Annotated in this window: 16 protein-coding genes and 1 pseudogene; 2 read left to right on the top strand and 15 right to left on the bottom strand. The window is 41.9% G+C overall.

The annotated features are described in order from the left end of the window. Position 1: 1 nt before the first annotated feature. From NST58_RS10550 to NST58_RS10505, 10 genes are all read right to left on the bottom strand, one after another. Positions 2–463 (bottom strand): FMN-binding protein, encoded by a 462-nt coding sequence (locus NST58_RS10550; protein ID WP_076133981.1) that lies wholly within the window; start codon positions 461–463, stop codon positions 2–4. Between the two features lie 89 nt (positions 464–552). After that, positions 553–1,131 carry a TetR/AcrR family transcriptional regulator gene (locus NST58_RS10545; RefSeq protein ID WP_076124944.1) on the bottom strand — a complete coding sequence of 193 codons (579 nt, stop codon included), beginning with the start codon at positions 1,129–1,131 and terminating at the stop codon, positions 553–555. 66 nt (positions 1,132–1,197) lie between these two features. Further along, positions 1,198–3,279, bottom strand: a complete 2,082-nt coding sequence (locus tag NST58_RS10540) for an alpha/beta hydrolase fold domain-containing protein (RefSeq protein WP_339247661.1) — start codon at positions 3,277–3,279, stop codon at positions 1,198–1,200. Positions 3,280–3,486: 207 nt separating this feature from the next. Continuing rightward, positions 3,487–5,043 carry a glycoside hydrolase family 32 protein gene (locus NST58_RS10535; protein WP_339247658.1) on the bottom strand — a complete coding sequence of 519 codons (1,557 nt, stop codon included), beginning with the start codon at positions 5,041–5,043 and terminating at the stop codon, positions 3,487–3,489. Between the two features lie 87 nt (positions 5,044–5,130). Then, positions 5,131–6,615 (bottom strand): glycoside hydrolase family 68 protein, encoded by a 1,485-nt coding sequence (locus tag NST58_RS10530; protein WP_339248761.1) that lies wholly within the window; start codon positions 6,613–6,615, stop codon positions 5,131–5,133. Positions 6,616–6,753: 138 nt separating this feature from the next. Further along, positions 6,754–8,031: an ABC transporter substrate-binding protein gene (locus NST58_RS10525; protein WP_312148634.1), complete on the bottom strand. Its 1,278-nt coding sequence runs from the start codon at positions 8,029–8,031 to the stop codon at positions 6,754–6,756. Between the two features lie 29 nt (positions 8,032–8,060). Beyond that, positions 8,061–9,257 (bottom strand): helix-turn-helix domain-containing protein, encoded by a 1,197-nt coding sequence (locus NST58_RS10520; protein WP_339247652.1) that lies wholly within the window; start codon positions 9,255–9,257, stop codon positions 8,061–8,063. Between the two features lie 5 nt (positions 9,258–9,262). After that, positions 9,263–11,059 carry a histidine kinase gene (locus tag NST58_RS10515; RefSeq protein ID WP_339247650.1) on the bottom strand — a complete coding sequence of 599 codons (1,797 nt, stop codon included), beginning with the start codon at positions 11,057–11,059 and terminating at the stop codon, positions 9,263–9,265. A 107-nt stretch (positions 11,060–11,166) separates the two neighbouring features. Beyond that, a complete protein-coding gene (locus NST58_RS10510) occupies positions 11,167–12,360 on the bottom strand; it encodes a transposase (RefSeq protein ID WP_339244447.1) in 1,194 nt (397 codons plus the stop codon). A gap of 337 nt (positions 12,361–12,697) precedes the next feature. Continuing rightward, complete coding sequence (locus NST58_RS10505; RefSeq protein WP_339247647.1) at positions 12,698–13,480, bottom strand: helix-turn-helix transcriptional regulator; 783 nt, start codon at positions 13,478–13,480, stop codon at positions 12,698–12,700. Positions 13,481–13,689: 209 nt separating this feature from the next. Between NST58_RS10505 and NST58_RS10500 the strand changes: the two genes are divergently transcribed. Continuing rightward, complete coding sequence (locus NST58_RS10500) at positions 13,690–14,055, top strand: VOC family protein (RefSeq protein ID WP_051491055.1); 366 nt, start codon at positions 13,690–13,692, stop codon at positions 14,053–14,055. A gap of 101 nt (positions 14,056–14,156) precedes the next feature. Here the strand turns inward: NST58_RS10500 and NST58_RS10495 are convergent, their stop codons facing one another. Next, complete coding sequence (locus tag NST58_RS10495; RefSeq protein WP_339247645.1) at positions 14,157–15,362, bottom strand: MFS transporter; 1,206 nt, start codon at positions 15,360–15,362, stop codon at positions 14,157–14,159. A gap of 192 nt (positions 15,363–15,554) precedes the next feature. Between NST58_RS10495 and NST58_RS10490 the strand changes: the two genes are divergently transcribed. Continuing rightward, a complete protein-coding gene (locus NST58_RS10490) occupies positions 15,555–16,127 on the top strand; it encodes a TetR/AcrR family transcriptional regulator (RefSeq protein WP_076184291.1) in 573 nt (190 codons plus the stop codon). Positions 16,128–16,405: 278 nt separating this feature from the next. Here the strand turns inward: NST58_RS10490 and NST58_RS10485 are convergent, their stop codons facing one another. The 4 genes and pseudogenes from NST58_RS10485 to NST58_RS10470 form a co-directional block, all read right to left on the bottom strand. After that, on the bottom strand, positions 16,406–16,687 hold the full coding sequence (locus tag NST58_RS10485) for a hypothetical protein (protein WP_256718965.1): 282 nt from the start codon (positions 16,685–16,687) through the stop codon (positions 16,406–16,408). Positions 16,688–16,762: 75 nt separating this feature from the next. Beyond that, positions 16,763–17,002, bottom strand: a pseudogene (locus tag NST58_RS10480) (IS1595 family transposase); the annotation flags it as partial. Between the two features lie 45 nt (positions 17,003–17,047). Next, on the bottom strand, positions 17,048–19,000 hold the full coding sequence (locus NST58_RS10475) for an insertion element protein (protein ID WP_076276410.1): 1,953 nt from the start codon (positions 18,998–19,000) through the stop codon (positions 17,048–17,050). After that, positions 18,987–19,244, bottom strand: coding sequence for a hypothetical protein (locus tag NST58_RS10470; protein ID WP_076220685.1), 258 nt, complete (start codon positions 19,242–19,244; stop codon positions 18,987–18,989). The genes NST58_RS10475 and NST58_RS10470 overlap by 14 nt, the downstream gene beginning before the upstream one ends. Between the last annotated feature and the right edge of the window lie 163 nt (positions 19,245–19,407).

Here is a 19,407-nt window from a genome sequence, read left to right as displayed (position 1 = left end):
ATTATTTCGTCTCCGCTTGCAGTAGGGCATTTTCGAGTGCCTTAAGATGTGTTTTAGAGGTAAGCGTTGCCCCGCTGATAACGTCCACCTGAAGAGACTGCGATTCAATCACATGACCAAACAAATCACCAATGCTTAGCCCACCCTTCAGTTCAGCAGGGTTCCCTGTTTTGTCCAAGGCACCTTTGAGTATTTTGATATCTGACAGCCGTCCAGCAGATATTGTGGCCTTCACCTTGGTATCTCTGGAATGATCTTTGATGCCAATGTATTCCCCCACATAGCTGCCCTCCCGCAGTTTCTGTATATCTATGGCGTTGATAGTAAGCTGCTGAACTTCATGCCTTCCCGGAGCAGATAAGAGAATACCACCTATCCAACCTATGACTGTAATCCCGCATAGAATGCTGAGAACAATAATCCATTTATTGAATTTTCGCTTTTTTCCTCTTCTCTTACTCACCTGCTTGCCTCCTTCCTTTTGCTTTAAAATTTGAATGAATATTTAATAATTCATTCATTTCACTAAAAAAAAACTGCACCATAAGTGTATTAGGGGCAGTCTGTCAAACCCTTCATAATTAGTTCCAGCATATTGTCCAAAAGTTGTGGAAAATACTCCAGCCCGATTTCTTCCTTGTGGGTTTCCACATTAATCATTGCGCCGAAGATCATCATAATCATTTTACTATCCATATCGCTGCGCATTTTACCATCGGCTTGCCACTGCTTAATGATTTCATGGAAGCTATCATACAAGAAGTCGTTTACCTGAATGTTGGTTTCTTCCCGGTACAGCTGTTCGATTTTTGCGAAAACACTTTTGTTATACCATTCCTTAAGAATGGGGTTGGCTATCATACCTTCCAAATTAAGCACCATCATCTGCCGTATTAGTGCTAATGGGCTTTGGCTCATATCGAGCGATTGCATACAGCTTTTTTTGAGCTTTTCGTTTTCCTCTAAAAAAATATCCATAAAAAGCTTTTCCTTGGAGGGATAATAGTTGTAAAAACTTCCTACAGCTATTCCAGCCATTGTGGTAATGCCAGAAACATTCGTGTCTTTAAAGCCTTTATTGCTAAATAGCTCTTTCGCACATTCGTATATCTTTGTTTTTTTGTCTTCCACTTTTCGTCTCTCCGTGAATGAATAATTATTTTTTCATTCATATCATAGTGTTAACAGCATAATATGTCAATGCACAAATAGATCACCAAAAGCATCAACATCCTTAGCCGAACCAATGCCGCTGTTATATTCCACCCAGCCCTTACGCCCCTCATCATCATTGTCATTGACCAATGACGAAAATTTCAGCTTCATTCCTGGCTTCACCTGTACATCGTCGGATTTTAGTTCACGCCAGGGAATGGCTAGTTCGTAGCTGGTTTTTGAATCTTTACGTTCCACGGCATACTGTAATTCTATAGCATCACCCAAATTAAACCCCTTTGGTGCCAACCAGCACCATTTGAGTAATTCGCCCGTATCTCCGCGAGCCACACCGAGTTCATGGTACTCAGAAGGCACCGTTCCATCCCCGTTGGCAATGCCAATTCCAATCTGGATGCTGTCCCCACTCCAGATGGCATCTCCTGATGCTGACTGTGCATGATAATCATCGATAACTTCTACCCCAAGGTAAAGATTGTCGGCATCCCATGCTAAGGAACCCTTGGCGCTGAGATCCTGCTCTCCTTGCCAGCCCATGATTTTGACATCCTTCACATCAAAGGGAGCTTGATTCCCCCAGTCCGACAAGTTGCCATCGATTTGGACAGGCGGACTGAGTTTCGGCAACAGAAGCACGTTAAAAGAATCAACTGTCGATTGCAATAAGGTACCTATATCATTAAAAACTTTAAGCGACCGCTGGCCTTTTGCCAGCTCAGGAATCTCAAGACGAACGCTCTTACCCGGCTCCAGATTTTCCACAGTCGAAGCATAAGTACCTCGGGTAGATCGTTCCGTCTCATAATCAGCTTCCACTGAACCGCTGAAATTGCTTGTAGACTGATTAGTAACATCCATGTAGGTTTTTATCTCCTTAGTAGACTCCTCATAAAAAGTCTCGTAATACACTGCCAGCGGATCGATTACGTTGATATTCATAGTGAAGCTTGATGCCACTGTAGGATCTGCACCCCGAGAGACGAACAGCGAATCGTTTCCGCGCACCAAGCTTTCCGGAACCTGTATCCGCAGCGAACCTTCGTCTTCTCCACTAAGCAGCCATCCCTCTGGCAAATCGATATTAACCGGCTCCTTCGATGCGCTGCGATAAGCTTCAGGCAGCTTAATATCAAAAGCAGAACCAGAAGCAACCGTGATCCCCGAATTTTCCGGAAGACTCGCAAGGTCCGAACTGTTCATGACATTCCACAGAAAATGTGCTGTCGTCTCCATAATTTCATCGATGTATTTTTCATTTTTATAATCATGTCCGACTCCCTCCATCGTGAGCAGATTATGATAAATACCTTTCTCTTTCAATTGAGCGGCTAGGTCAACACTTTGCTGGTACGGCACCATTTTATCTATCGTTCCATGAATAATTAGGACAGGCGGCAGCTTGCTGTCAGCACTTCTTGTCAGTTCACCACCATAAATATCTATAATGGAAAATACAGACTTAACTAGGGAGGGATCTTTTGCTAAGGATAGATTCACAAAGTTCATGGCCAGATGACCTCCTGCTGAATCTCCGCCAATAACTATACGTTCCTTGTTCAATCCATAAGTCTCCGCATGCTCATTAATCCATTTGATCACATCGTTTATATCCTCATTCGCATCGTTAAGTGTGCGAGTGAAATTGAAAAACGGATCTTTTTTTAGCCTATAATCAATAGTGAGAACAGCATACCCCCGTTTCGCCAGGCCTTCGGAAAAATCTGCTGCATCAGACTTATCCCCTCCGGTATAACCTCCGCCATGAATAAAAATAAATACTGGCCTCTGCTTGGTTTCATCTCCAATGGGCTGGTACAAATCGAGCTTCAGCGGTTCTTCAGCATCCGTCTCGTTTTTCTTACTTGCATACAAAATATCGTGTTTCACTGTAACTTTATATGCGGGATCCAAGTACTGCACCGGAGTTTCTCTGTTATTTACAGTAACGTTAGCCATTGTTGTGTTAGTATCAACAGTACTCGTAGGCAGCACTTCCTGCACTTGCTTCTCCGAGGCGCTGTTATTTTCCCGGTGATTCAGCAGCAACCATGAACCTAATACAATAAACAGAATAAGAACAACATAAATAGGCCTTCGCTTCATTAGGACAACCTCCCAGAATGATTTTGAAACCAAAAAAGTAACATGATGCCAATAACATCATTCTAGAATTCAAGATAGCGTTTAACAATTATGTATTCCTTCGTGAATTAGGTTTAATATTACGAACTTATAATAAAAAAAGAGGACATCCATAGGTTGGAGTGCCCTCTTATTGCGCAAGAATTAGAAAAATTCTGTCTATTCATTCTAATCTTTGCCAAAATGCTTAATTACAACATTATTAAAAATCGCGGTGCCACCTTCAGAAAACAAGGTAATGCCTTGATCCTTTATTTCCGGGAAGATTTCATTAGAAAATACAATTTCACCATCATCTATAAAAACTTCAATACTTGTTCTATCCACAAGGATCTTCAGATGCACTTTTTTCTTGTTCACATCAAAGGGGGCCTTGCTTTCAAGATATCTGTCACTCTCATCAGGTTGTCCAGTGAAGGCTCTATTAACATAAGAATATTGTCCTTCAACAAACACTCCTACGTCCACGTGGCGCGTCTTATCTGCGGATTCACGAAGTCTTAAGCCTACATTGGTACTCTCTGACCAAGATAGATCTGCATCGAGCTGGTAATTTTCGCCTGTGATATCAAGTGTTGACGAGCCGTTCACTTTTATTTGTTGCAAGGAATCCGTTGAAGTTACCATTTGATCTAATGCTTCGATGGGCTGAGATACTAACTGATACGACTGCTCTTCATCTCGTGTTAATTTTATCTGACGCACGATTGAATCCATTCCGTTAAAACCTTCGTTAAGATTGGGGGTAACATGAGGGTAATCCCAATTATTCATCCAGGCCAAAGCATATCGATGATTGTATTGATCCTTGTCCTTTCCTTCTTCAAAAGTTACAGCACCATACCAATCAAATCCATAATCTAGCCACTGTGGTTCATGATAATCCGCGATAAATTCATTCTCATTAAAATCTCCAGTCCAGTAGGCATACGTGTTAGGTTTACCTATCGACTTACCATTTGCACTGACCCCAAGAACCCATTTATAAGTGCCATCATTTGCCCGCATCATATAGAAGTCAGGACACTCTACAATTCCGATATTTTCTGTTTCGAAGCCGCTTGTGTAGTGCCAATCTTTTAAATTGTCAGACTCGTAAAAGCCCACTTTCGTACCTTCGGCTAGCGTCATCACCCATTTATGAGAATGTTGATCCCATATTACCTTCGGGTCTCTGAAATCTTCTGTGCCCGGATTTGGCAAAATAGGATCATCACTATAAGATTTAAACGTCAGCCCACGATCCGTACTGAACCATAAATATTGTTCTTGCTTCCCCGTCTCTGCAGAGGGCTGTGTTAAAATCGCCACAATAGCCCCTTCGCCAAAACCTGCTGTATTGCTATCGTCAACAACAACAGATCCTGACCAGGGATCGCCATTGGGTGTTGTATATTTTGGAATCGCAACGCCTTCATCTGTCCAGCTCACCAAATCCGTTGATGTGGCATGTCTCCATTCTGTACCATTTCCATCCGGGTAATCAGCATTATAGAGATAATAGTAATGATATTTACCATCAAAATAAATGGGTTTCTGCGGATCGTTTTTCCAATGCTCAGGTACAGTGAAATGATAGCTAGCCCGAGTGGTAGGTTTATGATCAGGAACGTCGGTCCCCGGCTTCTTCTTCTCTCCAGCGTCATAAGTTACTAATACTATCGTCACAAAACAAATTAAACAAAGGATTAATATAGTGATTCCTATCATTTTTTTCTTATTCAAAATATACCTCGCTTTTTTACATTGCTAATCTCAGCTTATAAAAAGAAAAGTAAACGCCAACTACATTGGCATTTACTTTGTAAATGATTAATACGGTTTGTTACCTTTAAGCGTCAATTGCCCTTGTTCCAAAATGCTGTTCGGTACAACTGAAGTCTTGGAGCCTTTAATATTCAGCACAAAGCTTGGGGCAAAAGTGGAATGATGATCCCCAAAGTAACCTCTATTCGTCATGTAACTTGTGATGACTACATTATTCCCTTTCACTTGCGGAATCGCAAAGTGAGCATAAGTCCAGGTAATATCATAAGGATTAAGATCTTGATGGAGGACAAGTCCTGTACCATTTAATGGTTTATAGGGTCCGGTTAAAGAATTAGATACGTACCCGAGCATGTAGATGTCTTCATCATCAATGCCATCAATGAACATTTTAGAACCTCTTGAGCTTGTGAACAGATACCACTTGCCATTCAATTTAAATATGTTCGCACGTTCAATTTCATCTGTCACGGTATTGGAGGCAAGTAGCGGCTTCATTTCTTTTTTGAATGTATAATCATTATTTAATTCAATGATACCGAGCGCACCATTCGCGGTTTCCGCAGATGTTTTGTCAGCACTGCTTAGTAGTTTCTTTTTCTCCGCTTGGAAGAAGGCATTGCTATTACCATAATAAGCTTTGTTAAAAAGAGATTCTTCACCCTGGTAACCCGTATTTGTCCCTGTATTTGCTTCAAATACAAGATACTTGTGGCCTTTATCCTCCACATAGTGAGGATCTCTTAAGGTATGATTATCGTCGTAATCGCCTTTGCTAAAACCGGTGATATCAACACTTTGATAAATCTCACCTTGATTACCGTCATAGATGGATTTCATATCTTCTACGCCATCAATCTTAAGGGTATCCCCATCCGGGGCAGAGACATTAATTTGAGCTGTAGTTAAAGTTTGTTTCCCGTAAAATCCGCGATCTGGATCCCAAGGATGACGATTAGTGTAAAACAAGCGAACTTTGCCATCAGATGTCATGGTTGCTGAACCGGACCATTCTTCGGCTTGATTGTTTAAAACATAATCATCAGGAACAAGTTTGTCACTATCCTTAAACACTCTGCCGGCATTCTTCCAGCTGCTGATAGAGTTGTCTCCTTCTTTCTTATAGAACAAATAAATAAATGTGTCTGATCCATTATTAGGGTCGCCCGCCAGACCAAAAACAATTTGATACCCCTTATAACTGGCTACAGTTCCATCTGCATTTTGCAGCGGCCAAGTATCCCAAACATCCATTTCAATTTTGTTTCCATTCTCATCGAACTTAATGGCTGCAGGAATGTTCTCAATCGTTGAAGCATCAAATTTTGGGACTTGGAATTGTTTACTATTTTGTTGTTTGGGTAATTTCAACATGTCAGCGCGAGTGATATGAGAGAAACCATAGTCATTGTACTCCGGCTTGTTCGGCTTGTTATTTCCTTTCGCAAAGGTTTGAGTAGCTCCACCTAACATTAAAGCAGCTGTAAAGGTTAGGATTGTTGTTTGTTTAATCATTTTCTTGAAATTCATCATCTAACTCCTCTTATACTTTAAATTTGGGTTTCGATCTTCCTTTGTGCTGTTCCCCTTTTAAATTCTAATGAAGAGTAGACGTTATGAGTATGTCGTAAATTGATGCATTTACAGGGTTATATTGATTTGGTTTTATTACTTCACATGGGTATCCCACGATTTTTGAAGCTCTTGAAGCAATTGATCCCGATTAATTTGCTCTCCTACATAAGCTTGCATAAGATAGCCAAACTCCTCTCTTGCTCTGGGAGGGAATTTGAACCAATTCCAAGATAAAGTTTTCTGTTCATCGACGTATCGCATAAGATCTTTTACAAGCGCTCCCGAACGGTCCGTCTCTATATTTTTAAAAGCTGAAATAAAATGAAAGCGATCCTTCATGAACTTTTTCCCTGTTTCCGAGGAAACCATCCAGTTCAAAAACTTTTTGGCTTCCTTCTTCTTTTCTGGCGAAGATTCTTTATTAACAGCCCAATTATTAGATACCCCTACTGGCAACGCATTGTTTTCGGCACTATCATTAATAGGCATGGGTAAAAAACCGATATTCATATTCGGCGATATTTGATCAATTTTAGACTGAACCCAATTCCCTTGTTTTAGAATCGCCGTTCTCCCTGTTGCAAATAACTCAACTTCCGAATTATAATCTGTTGTCAAAAAATTTTCGTTACCATATTGTACGGTCAAATCCAGCATCCGAATGACATCTTTAACTTCCTTATTCTCTCGAAAAGATTGTGTTCCGTTGTTTAACCCTTGAATAAAAGCATCCGGGTCCTCCTGTTGTGCAATAGCAATATTCAACAGGAGTACAAAAAACCAATGATCGGAATACCCAACAGAAAAAGGAGTCACACCTATAGCCTTCAGCTTTTTCGCCGCCACTTTTAATTCCGTAAACGTTGTTGGGAGAGGAGTAATCCCAGCCTTTGCGAATAAATCCTTATTATAAATAAAACCGTAGCCTTCAAAATTGATTGGCATCCCGTATATTTTCCCGTCCATCTTCATCGGTTCTAGCGCCTCGTCATAAGCCTGTTCCACCCAAGGTTGATCTGATAAATCCTCAAGATATCTACTCCATGCCTTCGCTTCTTCATAACCGCCATTTGGAAAAATATCCGGACCAACATTGGCCGCAAACCTCGCCTTTAGCTCATCAAGGTAGTTAGCTCCCCCGCCAAAGGTTAGAATTTCTACGTTAATATTCGGGTTTTCCTTTTCATATTCCTTAACCATCTGCTCGAATTCTATAGAGATTTCCACTTTAGGATTCAGTACCTCCAAAGTGACTGCCTTATCCGCTACCTTCAAATCTGCTTCCTTCAGTGGACGTGTATGCGCACCACATGAAGAAAGCGTTAGCGTAATCAACCCCACGATAATCATTTGAACCCTTTTTATTTTCATAATTCCCCCAGATGCATTCAACAATGAACTTATGTACTGGCTATCCTGACTTCCGCGTCTATTTCTCTTGCTCCCTGTGAATTACGATATTCAGCAGGCGTCATACCGACGTTTTTTTTGAACAGCTTAGAGAAATAAATCTCATCTTGATACCCTAGCTTTAAGGCAATCGAGTACATCTTTTCATCCGATTCTAGTAACCACTGTTTCGCTTGATTTATTCGTAAATGAATGACGTAGTTCGTAAGAGTCATCCCTACTTCTTGCTTAAATCTCCGCGAGATATGTTCTCGGCTCAGAAAAAAACGGGTGGATAATTTGTCCAAACTTAGCTCTTCCATATAATGCTCATCAACAAATGCGACAATATCATTCATACGCCTAACATCATCTAAATCCGCCAAACGATGGATTGCTCTAAAATTTTGTTCAGCCATAGACCTTTGTGCAGATTGAAAAGATAACGATATCTCTGCGAGCGATTGGATGGAGGGGCCACTAACCAAACGAACAGGTATATCAAAATGCTGGGTAATCCATTCCTCTATCGGGAAAAACTGTCCATGAAGGGACAGAATCACACAGACATTAGGATCATTTTGAAGTGTAAATGCATTTCCCCACTCCCGTGTAGCCAGTTCTTCGGTCAAAAGCTGAATGTATGGCTCCGAATAATGAGATTGGTAAAAATACATCATGGTGAAGTCGTATACGTCTGCCTGTGGGAGAGCCGAGGCAATTTCGCCTGCATCAAAAGCTTCACCGTTACAAGCAGCAGTAATCTCCCTGTTTAAGCGAAACATTTTTACCTCTTCATAAAATCCGGACTCCATATTGCGACGTTCTCCCTCTTCTTTTTCCCAGGCTCTCAACGCCCCTTCTAAAGTTTCATTCAGCATTTTCTCTTCAATTGGCTTCATCAAATAATCAAAGCATCCCAGCTTAAACGCTTTACGCATAAAACAATAATCGTCAAACCCTGAAATCATAATCACTTTTCCCGGGTAGTCTTTAGCAGCCAACCACTCGATTAACTCCATCCCGCTATTTTTGGGCATTTTGACATCTGTCATTATGATCTCTGGAGATTTCTGCTCAATTAACGCCTTAGCCTCGAGACCATTTCTGGCTTCCAGCACTTCGGTAATCCCGTATTGTTCCCACCGTCCCAAAAAACGGATGATTTTTCTAACATTAGACTCATCATCTACAATAAGAGCTTTCATAAACGTTACTTCTCCTTTAGGTAGAGTGGAATTACTAGCCGTACAGTGAACCCTTGTCCCTGCATCGAATCTAGTTTGATTCCCGCTGTCTGATCGAAATGAAGAACCAAGCGATCATGAATGTTTTTTAACCCGATATGTGCAAAAGAAGGATTGCCTTCGTTAACCGATGTGTAGAGATTATTTTTTAATGCCTCAAGTTCATCATCCGTCACGCTGTTTCCGTTATTTTCTACGACTAGATTCAAATATTCACCTTGTATTTCACCATAAATATGGATGTAAGCTTGTTCATAGCCCTCGTCATAACAGTGCTTAAAAAAGTTCTCAACGAGCGGCTGCAAGATCATACTAGGAACCGGAATATCAAGAATATCTTTAGGTACATCAATGGAATAGCTAAAATCAGTCTGAAAACGTTCCGCTTGAAGATTCAAATAAGCCTGGACATAATCCACTTCGCTTTGAACCGTCGCCTTCTGATCCACACGAATCGAGTACCGCATCATTTTGGATAAAGAGGTAATCAGTTGATATACTTTTGGAGATTCAGAGAGTAGGGCAACAGCAGCAATGGATTGTAAAGAATTAAATAAAAAGTGCGGATTGATTTGCGACTTTAGCGCCCTATGCTGATTTTTCCTGTTCTCTATCTCAAGCTTATACTCCCGGTCAATATGACGGTTGATCCGATTCATCATCTCCTTGATGTGTCTTTCTAGAATACCGATTTCGTCCTCCCGCATATCGTCGAATGGGGCATTCATATTCTTTCCCTCGATACGCTGGACTTTTTGACTAAGCAGTTTTATCGGCCGTGTAAATCCATATGAAATGATTGTTATCATTATCAAGCCCAGTCCACCTACAACCACACCTACGATGATGTTTGTATAGGCAGTTTTCCTTACATCTTCAAATAAAAAAGAGCTCGGGGTTACCTTAGCAAAATGCCACGCTTTTATCGGTTCCTGCAATGTTCTAGTAAACACAATATCTCCTTCTGGAGATTTAGTATCTGCCTGTATCGGACTTATTTTCCTTTGCAGTTCATCGGGAACGGTTTTGCCTATCCATGTTTCATCACTTGCGTAAATGACATGATTCTCCGCATCGGAAAGCCATACGCTCTCTTTATTTTTCTGTAGAAAATGATTAGCGATATGAGCAATCTTGTCCAAATCAATATCTATAGTGATGACGCCCAGAAATTCCTGTGTTAGGACATCCACAATTTTGTGATGAACCGTCAAGACCATCGTTTTATCCGAAGGAGGCATAATGGAGGTATCGTTATAGTTCTCAATCGGATGCGGAGCTTCAATAAGATCATTGCTATTAGAGCTCATCAGCTTCTGAATGGAAGCTTGCTGTAATAAATCCGGATTCCTTTTACGGGAACTTAACATGGCATTATAAACTGTAAATGAGCTTTTCCCTTCATTTATGAATAAACGGATCTGACGAATTTCACTCCTCATGAGATAGAAGTTAGTCATACCCTTATTAATTTCAAGCTGCTTGTAATAAAAATCTTCTTCTAACCCTTCTTCAAACACCCTGAATAAGTCTGGATTTCGGTATAAAATATATGGAAGATTAATGATTTCATCAAAATATTGCTCTAGATCGGCTGACGCCTGCTGAATTTGCTCTTGGCTGTTCTCAAGTTCATGTCGTTCCACATTCTCTTTCGTCTGCCGATAGATCAACAACACGGATAAAAAATACGGTAGAATTATAAACACAAGCAGCAAGAATAATAAGCGCTTATGAATGCTTTTCAAATGAGCATTTTGCATAATTCAATTTTCGATTCTAAGGTCGTAGTCTAACCACTTCCAAAGCCCCGTTTTGTGATTTCGGTTATAAATGGTCAGACGGGCAGAATTTCGGAGAATCATAAATTTTAAGCGGCGTTTTGGACTCGTTGCTTCGCAATGGCAAGTGCAGCAGCAAGTAACACAATCGCATTTAAATATTGGTGGGTTGTTACCTTTTGAATCCCCCAGACATGGAGCTGGTCTGCGGTTAAATAGGTCTTCATTCGAGAATTACAGCGTTCTACACTGGTCCGTTTATTGTAAAGCTCCTTCCAGCCTCGGCTTTCTCGATGCGGTAGAGCGTAACGTCTAAGATCCGTTTGGCTGTCAACTTTGACCACCATTCCATAATTAGAGGACGAACAAGCGGCCATGCCTAAAGGACAATTCACATGTCCTGTCGCATGTGGACAACGGAATTTCAAAGATGTCTTCTCTTGCCCCCAATACGTCATGGGAAAGCCCATCGAACAACAGGGCGTACCTTTGCGCGTAATTCCTGCTGGCGGTTCCTTTTCATTCCGTGGATTCAGCGGAATAATGGCTTGTGCCTTGACGTTCCGGGCTCCCTCGTAGTTTTTCATTTGGTCGTAGCCCGCATCCATCATGAAGAATTTCACTTTGGATTTTGCAGCAGCCAGCGTCGTGAGTGCAGGCCCTTCGTCTCCGTCGTTCACATGGGCAGGGGTTACCTTCAGTGCCATCGGAAGTTCACTTTTGGCATCGACGGCCAGATGCAGCTTATAGCCAAACCACTTGATTTTATTGCCGAAGGTGTCAAACTTTGCACCCCAGTTGGCATTGCCAGTGAGCTCGCTTTTTCGCTTGGGTTCTTTTTTCTCGTAAGCGTGAATGGATGCGCTGTCGATGGCGACATGAGTGCCGTCGATGATTCCAGCTTCTTGGCACTGAGTCACAAGATCCTCAAACAACTGCTGGGCAAGGCTTTTCTGAGTCAACTCGGTAAAAACCCGGCTTAGAGTGGAAATCGAAGGGGCAGGGATGTCTAGCCGAAGTCCACATTGGTAACGGAAACGAAGGTCAAACTCCAGTCTGCGTGCGAGGCCAGTGAACGTATCGATGTTCTCCAAGGGAGCCGCGAGTAAGGCACGAAGAATGCCTTGCCGACAGTGCCCCTCCGCTCCTCGGGGTGAAGGTTTTCTCAATTCTCTCGCATAAGGACGCAGGTCGAGAGCGCTGAAAAAGATGGGAAGACGTTCTTTGGAATCCATTTTTTGAAGCTCTTCAAAGGAAAATAGACTTTCTTGGAGAATATACAAAGGGGGCTTCCTCCTCTTGAGTGTTTTGGTTTCGTCACCAAAAAACTTCTCCAAGTTGGGGTGAAGTCCTTTTTTATATCCAAAATTCCTTTGTGTAGCAAGGACTTAGATTAATGCAAAATGCTCAAATAAATACTCCTCTGTAAAAATTTCGGTTTTCAGCAAAAAATCTAATATCAGGTTTTATATTTTCACAAATATCCAACACAAAATCAAAATACTTGTTGCTGAGCAACAAGTATTTTTGCCGGATCAATATATGACAAACGCCAATCGTTTATTACCCAAATTATATCCATATGAAACAACCGTAAAGAAATTTCCGCAAATTAATCAGCTATTTGAAGATTGAAATAATTCCCTGCACAATGGGTTTCCAAAGATGTGGATATTCTTGCTCAATTAACTTTCTTACCTCCTCCCCCTTGATGTCGTTGAAATTATTATCTTGAGTAATAAAGGTATAAGCACCTTTTACGGTATCCCCTATAGCTATATGCCCGCTTGCATATCCACCCATTGCAATATGGGAAGCGATAGAGAGACCACCCAAGGAGAACATACCTACAGCTAAACCTCCAACAGCAAATATCCCCAATGCTATTCCACCAACGGCCATTGTACCCGCCGCAATGCCCCCAACGGCTAACAAAAGCCCTAGAGCCAGACCTGCAAAACTGATGAGTCCTAAAGCAAGCGCACCTAAACATAATCCGCCCAAAGCAACAATACCAATGGATACCGCACCAATCGCAACATTACCTATGGCAATAACCCCTTTGGCAACGTATAGCCCCCGCCCGATATGGATATGAACCAGAGGAATTCCAAAGCATGTTCTCTTACTTTTGTACTCATAATGAAACAAGGAATTCAGATCTACATATACGGGGCTTGCGACATGCTCTGCTTTGGTATCGCTTGAAGCATCCTTCACCAGATGATCCAAACTTACGTGAAATAATTCACTTAAACTAATCATCTTATCCATTTCGGGATAGGATTGACCTGATTCCCACTTAGACACGGCTTGCCGCGAAACACCAATCACCTCCGCTAAGTTCTCCTGGGACATTCCTCTCTGTTTCCTATAGCTTTGCAATTTATTTGCAAAGTCCATTCGCCATCACCTCATGCTCATCATATTATAACGTTCTGTAATTGACTACCTATCTACCCTTACATACTGTCAACCACTGGTTGCACAGCTGATTTTGCGGGCTTTTATCCTCATTAAACGTTCTTGATTTCCTATTCTCCCTGTTTCCGGGCAAGATGATAGCGTATAATATACGATATAGAATATTCATCAGAGGAGACTATAAAACCATGAAATTGAGTATGAATTGGATTACGCTTCGGGTCCGCGATCTGGAGGCTTCCCTTCATTTTTATAACCGGATACTGGGGCTACCCATTGAGCGTAGATTTGAGAGCAGTGGAAAACAGATCGTCATGTTAGGTCTGGAGGGGCAACCCAAGATCGAGCTTATTCAGGGAAGTGACCCGGCTTTGAAGCCGGAATGTGGCGTTTCTGTGGGTTTCGAAGTGGAGTCACTTGATGAAGCGATGGAGAGTTTAAAAAGCCAAGGTATCCCAGTAGCGCGCGGACCAATCGCACCCAATCCCCACCTGCGGTTCTTTTATATCCTGGACCCGGACGGGTTTGAGGTGCAGTTAGCGGAGCATAACTAACGTTTATCAAGCGTTATTACCTCAAAAAGAAATAGACCGCCCTAACCAAAGGTAGCGGTCTATTCTGCCGTAAGCCTAACCCCCACTCTTAAAGCAAGGCTTTATTCAACAGCTTTAGTTGATCTTTTTTCAGTGAAAAAGTAAACCAAAGCCAATAGCGGCAGGATCACTCCGATGAGTGAGGCGAAGGTCCATCCCCCATAGGCATAAGCCCAACCACCCAAAGATGATCCAACGGCTCCACCCACGAAGAAAATCGCCATAAAGATCCCATTAAGACGTCCCCTCGCTTCACTTCCCAATGAATAAATCACACGCTGTCCGAGTACAAGATTTCCGGATACGGCCATATCCAATGTAATCGCGGAAATAAAGAGCAGGATGAGAGCAAAAGTTGAGTGGCTATGGAAAAGATGAATTAGTAAAAAAGACAAGGTGGCAATGATCATGGCCAGCCCGGTTAACCATTTACTCCAACCTTTATCTGCCAGTCTTCCAGCAATCGGCGCGGCTACAGCCCCACCAACACCTACTAAAGCAAACCATGCGATCCCTTGCTGCGACATTCCAAAATCATCCGCCAACCGCAACGGAACCACCGTCCAAAAGAGACTAAAAGCTCCAAATAAACAAGCTTGATATAAGGCACGTCGGCGCAATATAGGCGTTTGTTTTAAAAGGGTGCCTAAAGAGACAATTAATTTACTATAGCTTACCGAAGGTGCAGGTTTACGTTCAGGAAGAAATCGCGACAGAAGAATGGCTAACAACGTGATAACGACCGCTGAAAAAATAAACACGGCTTGCCATCCCCAGATGCTGGTGATAAAGCTTGCCACGGGCCGGGCAAACATAATACCTAATAAGAGTCCACTCATAACATTACCAACCACACAGCCACGCTGCTCTTCAGACGCTAAATAGGTGGCATAAGGCACCAGGATTTGAGCTACCACAGAACCGGTTCCTATAAACAAAGATGCTGTCAGGAACAAAGGCGCATTAGCTGCGAAAGCTGCAACCAGCAATGCACCCACTGCAACCATTAACGTGATTATCGTGAGACGCCGATTCTCAACAATGTCACTCAGCGGCACGATAAATAACAAACCTACAACATAACCGATTTGAGTTAAAGTGACGATCAAGCCTGCGGCTGTAGAAGAAAGTCCTGTCGAGACACTGATAGGTCCGACAAGGGTTTGAGCATAATAAAGATTGGCCACGATAAGCCCGCATGCCGCTGCTAACATAAACATCATCCAACTTGATATGTGGTTCTCTTTCGCCGCTTGTTCTTTTTGCATGTGAATCCTCCTCAGATGATCATAATAATTTAAATACTATACGTTCAGTTCACTAATTCATGTTTAAATAATATACTGAACGTATCGTTTTGTAAATAGGCGATGGTCATTTGTTTTTCCGGATTTTTTTAGTATACTGAACGTATAGTTTATATTTTGATTGGAGACAGATTAACGAAAGGGTGATTTCAGATGGAGAGTAAACGAGGACGTCCGCGTAATGTTGAGACGGAGAAGTCTATTCTTTCCGCTTCCTATGATTTGTTATTGGAAAATGGTTTTGGAGCAGTTACGGTGGAAAAAATAGCGGATCGTGCCAAGGTCAGCAAAGCTACGATATATAAATGGTGGCCTAACAAGGCTGCCGTGGTGATGGATGGATTCCTATCCTCGGCTGCGGACAGACTGCCCGTACCTGACACAGGTTCAGTATTCGATGATATTCTCATGCATGCAACGAACTTATCCCGGTTCCTGATTAGTCGAGAGGGTAAAATCATTACGGAGATCATTGGCGAAGGACAGATGGATTCAGGCTTGGCGGAAGCTTATCGGACCCGATATTTCCAGCCTCGTCGGCTTGAGGCACGGCTGCTTATGGAACGAGGTGTTCAGCGCGGGGAATTGAAGGATAATCTCGATATTGAAGTTGTTACCGATCTTATTTACGGGCCGATATTCTACCGCTTGCTGGTGACCGGCCAACCCATAGACGATGCTTATGTGCAGCAGTTGGTGAGATACGCTTTTGAAGGAATACGGTAACTAACGGTAACGGTAAAATAGACCGCCCTCTCTCACAAGTAACCCGTTCCGTTTTGAGGTGCAAAAACCGATTTGACAGGTCAAATGACTAATAAAGTGACAGCTTAAATACAATAAAACGTCGTGAAGAGCGGTAACATTCCCCGTTCAAATCGACGTCTTTTTGTATCTTTTGATTAGGCTACGTTAAAGTTTATTGTTGATTTTCGACAAAAAGAAAACCGCCTCCTAATAAAGCGGTTTACCAATTTATCGCACCTAATTATTGGCTATTGTAATTATTGTTTGGAGGATTTTAAAATAGAATTCTGTTTTTCCCAGTCAGAGGAACCAACTTTTTGCCAATAATCACCAGTTTGCTTATCGAAAATGATAAAGTAATCACTTACTATCGTGATGAATTCATATCTGTTTTGTACGTCTTGTGTTGAAGTTTGCTTACTCGGCGTATCAACATATTCAACGTGTTTTGTTTCTAAAGATTGTGATATAAACCATGAGCTTAAAAGAAGACATATACCTAAAAATATTATTGATAAAAATTGAAAATTTTTACTCACAACACACCTCCCTAATAATGCTATACGTAATTCAAGAACAAAAAGATGTTTCCCTAAGTGTGGTATTTGTCTCATTTACAGTAAACAAGCACGAGATAACGAGCATATTATTCTTATTCGACGTTGTGTTTTCATATTCCTTGTTATCTAAATAACGAAACCAAGCCAAGTAATGTTGCATATACTTGGTTGATATACCATTAAAATAGTCAAGCCAACGATTTAAACGTCTATGATAGTTATTAACATTTTGAATGTGTTAACCCCTTTAACACGTTGGTTTCCATCCCGCTTGAAGCGGTAATGGGATAAGCCTCAAATATATCAATTATCAACAATAAGTTTTAACAGAGTTTTTGATTACGAAAAGTAGATAATATCCTTGATTTCATACTTTCGTCCAGCAATACCGAGACGCTGTGCTGGCGTTAAGGGGACTTTGTCCTTCGTTTTGTATGGCATACAAAAATTGTAGAAGGTGCGAAGGATCGTAATTGCCATTTGAGCATATTTGGGATTGAAATTGGCGTAGATATAACTTTTTCCGTCGCCTCTGGTGGTCACCAAAGGACGTTCTAAAATGCTGAGACGCCTGCGCGCCATTTGAATAAAGGCATTCGTGGCATGGTCGCTAACTTGCAGTACCATCTGTACGAGTTGCTCAGGTTCATATGCCGACAAATCGGTCAAAGCATCCACTGTAAACCAGCCTTTATCTCTCGTCGGCAACGGATGTGGAAACGAGCGCTTCGCCCACCTGCGGTAGAGATTCCCTTCGACAACGATTTCTTCATCAAAACGGTGGACTTCAAATTTTTCTTTTAAGTACAGATAGGCCAATTGGCTAATGGTATCTGCTGAGACTCCGCTGCTTAGCGCCCATGCCTGTAAATCCGCCTTCCCCTCTTGAAACTCCCGAAAGGCTTGCGCTCTGGTTTTGGTCCGATCCATCTTGCATAGAAAATGATGTGCTTCGCCGATTCGCACTTCCCTTTGAAAAGCGCGGTATAATGCGGTGGAAATCGAAGAATCTTCATCGGTCACAAAACGCCATTCTTTGGCGTTAATCTTCTGTTTGAGCAGCCAAAACTGCGCAAATGTCGTATAGGTGGAATTGACATGAAGTCCGTCAATGTAGGCTTTCCGACGTTCAAACGTTTTGAATTCGTTCACATACTCTTCGGTGGTTTGTAAATCCAGGGATGTAGGGGGCTGCGGAGCAAAGGAAAATCGCAGGCGTGCATTTTTACGTGAAGATTCATCCAGATGATCATCTTTATACAACAAGGTGTCTCTTTCGATGTCGGTTAACGAAATGTCCCAGTCATAGGCTAAATCCGAAGCAAACACGTAGTGGGAATGTACATCTGCGCTTACGACAATATGAGTTTGCATGAGGTTATCTTCGAGGTTATCGTAGCGATACTTGCCATGTCCTTTTTTTCGAACGTTGTTCAAGTGATACAGAATTTTATCAGTGTTGATCCAGATCCTTTTAAAGGTCTTATCCTGCAATGGCTTCGCTTCATGCTTCTCTAGAAATTCTAGACACCGTTTATAGAGCAGTTCCAACTTTGCGTAGTAGGTACTGGAGCCGATTTCTAAAATCTCGCAGGTGCGCTTTACAGGCGTTCTAGCGGTTAAGTTTTTAGCAAACATATACAGCACTTCGTTTCGCTGCTGGTGGTAGTTAAATGATCTCCGTTGATCGGGAAGAACGTTCGTTAACTTCAGACAGGTCTTGCATTGCCACTTCTGCGAGTTACTACTGCTTGTCCCCCGTTTATAAAAGGACTTTGGTTGTTTGAGTGGGGTTAGCGCTGCATTTAAGCATGCTTCGCGATGAAAAACATACGTCTCGTCGATGTTTTGTACGCTGTTTTGGGTCACCAAACGTTTGATTTCTTCTACGGCTGCCCAGTTTGACAAGGTCACGCTGTTACACCCCCACGTCAAATAGCCCGTACGTGGCAGTGGTTCTTCTGCATTACAAACGATTCGCTGGTCTTTTTCTTTGGGATTTCCTTTTAAACGATAACGATAAATCGGTTTTCTTGTTGATTTTCCAATGATGGTTTGCGGCATGCCAAACCACCGACAAAAAGGGTTGGTGCATGTATTGAGTTGAATGGAAAAGGTCTTTCCCTTCCACACAAAAGAAGTGGGATCGTACAGTCTGCGATACTTTTTAGCAAATTGCATGGGCGCTAACTGAGGGTAGTCGCTTTTTCGCTGTTCCAATTCTTCCACACTAGGTAAAGGAACATCCACCAAGTTGTCCCTAAGCGTAGCCAATCGCTTAATTTTCCCCACTTGCGCTCTCCTTTACGGCTTCTTCTGGAAAGAGCTGCTTTGCAATTCGAGTGTTCCGCCGCTTCTTCTGAATCCATGCGATAAAGTCGGGATCATCCAAAATATTCAGTAAAAAGGTATCGACCACCTCGTCTTCACTGAAGCCTGTATATTCGGCATAAAATTTGACGGTGTGTTTGGTTCGATCGGATACCTCCCAGATGGTTTTATTGACCGTTTTTTCTTTCGGTTTAATAAATTTCATTTGCCTTATCCCTCCAAACACTGATATTATGATTTTAATAATATTAAACCGATAATGAAAATAAAACAATAACAATTGACACAGAAATTGACAGCTTTATTGACTTATGAATTGACACAGAAATTGACGTCATTTTTAAATTGTAATGAATTCATTACAATTA

Source organism: Paenibacillus sp. FSL R10-2796, from assembly GCF_037965315.1.
In the GTDB taxonomy this organism is placed as follows: Bacteria; Bacillota; Bacilli; order Paenibacillales; family Paenibacillaceae; genus Paenibacillus_AQ; species Paenibacillus_AQ odorifer.
The sequence above is the reverse complement of the archived record's forward strand: the minus strand, read 5'-3'. Positions and strand labels throughout refer to the sequence as shown.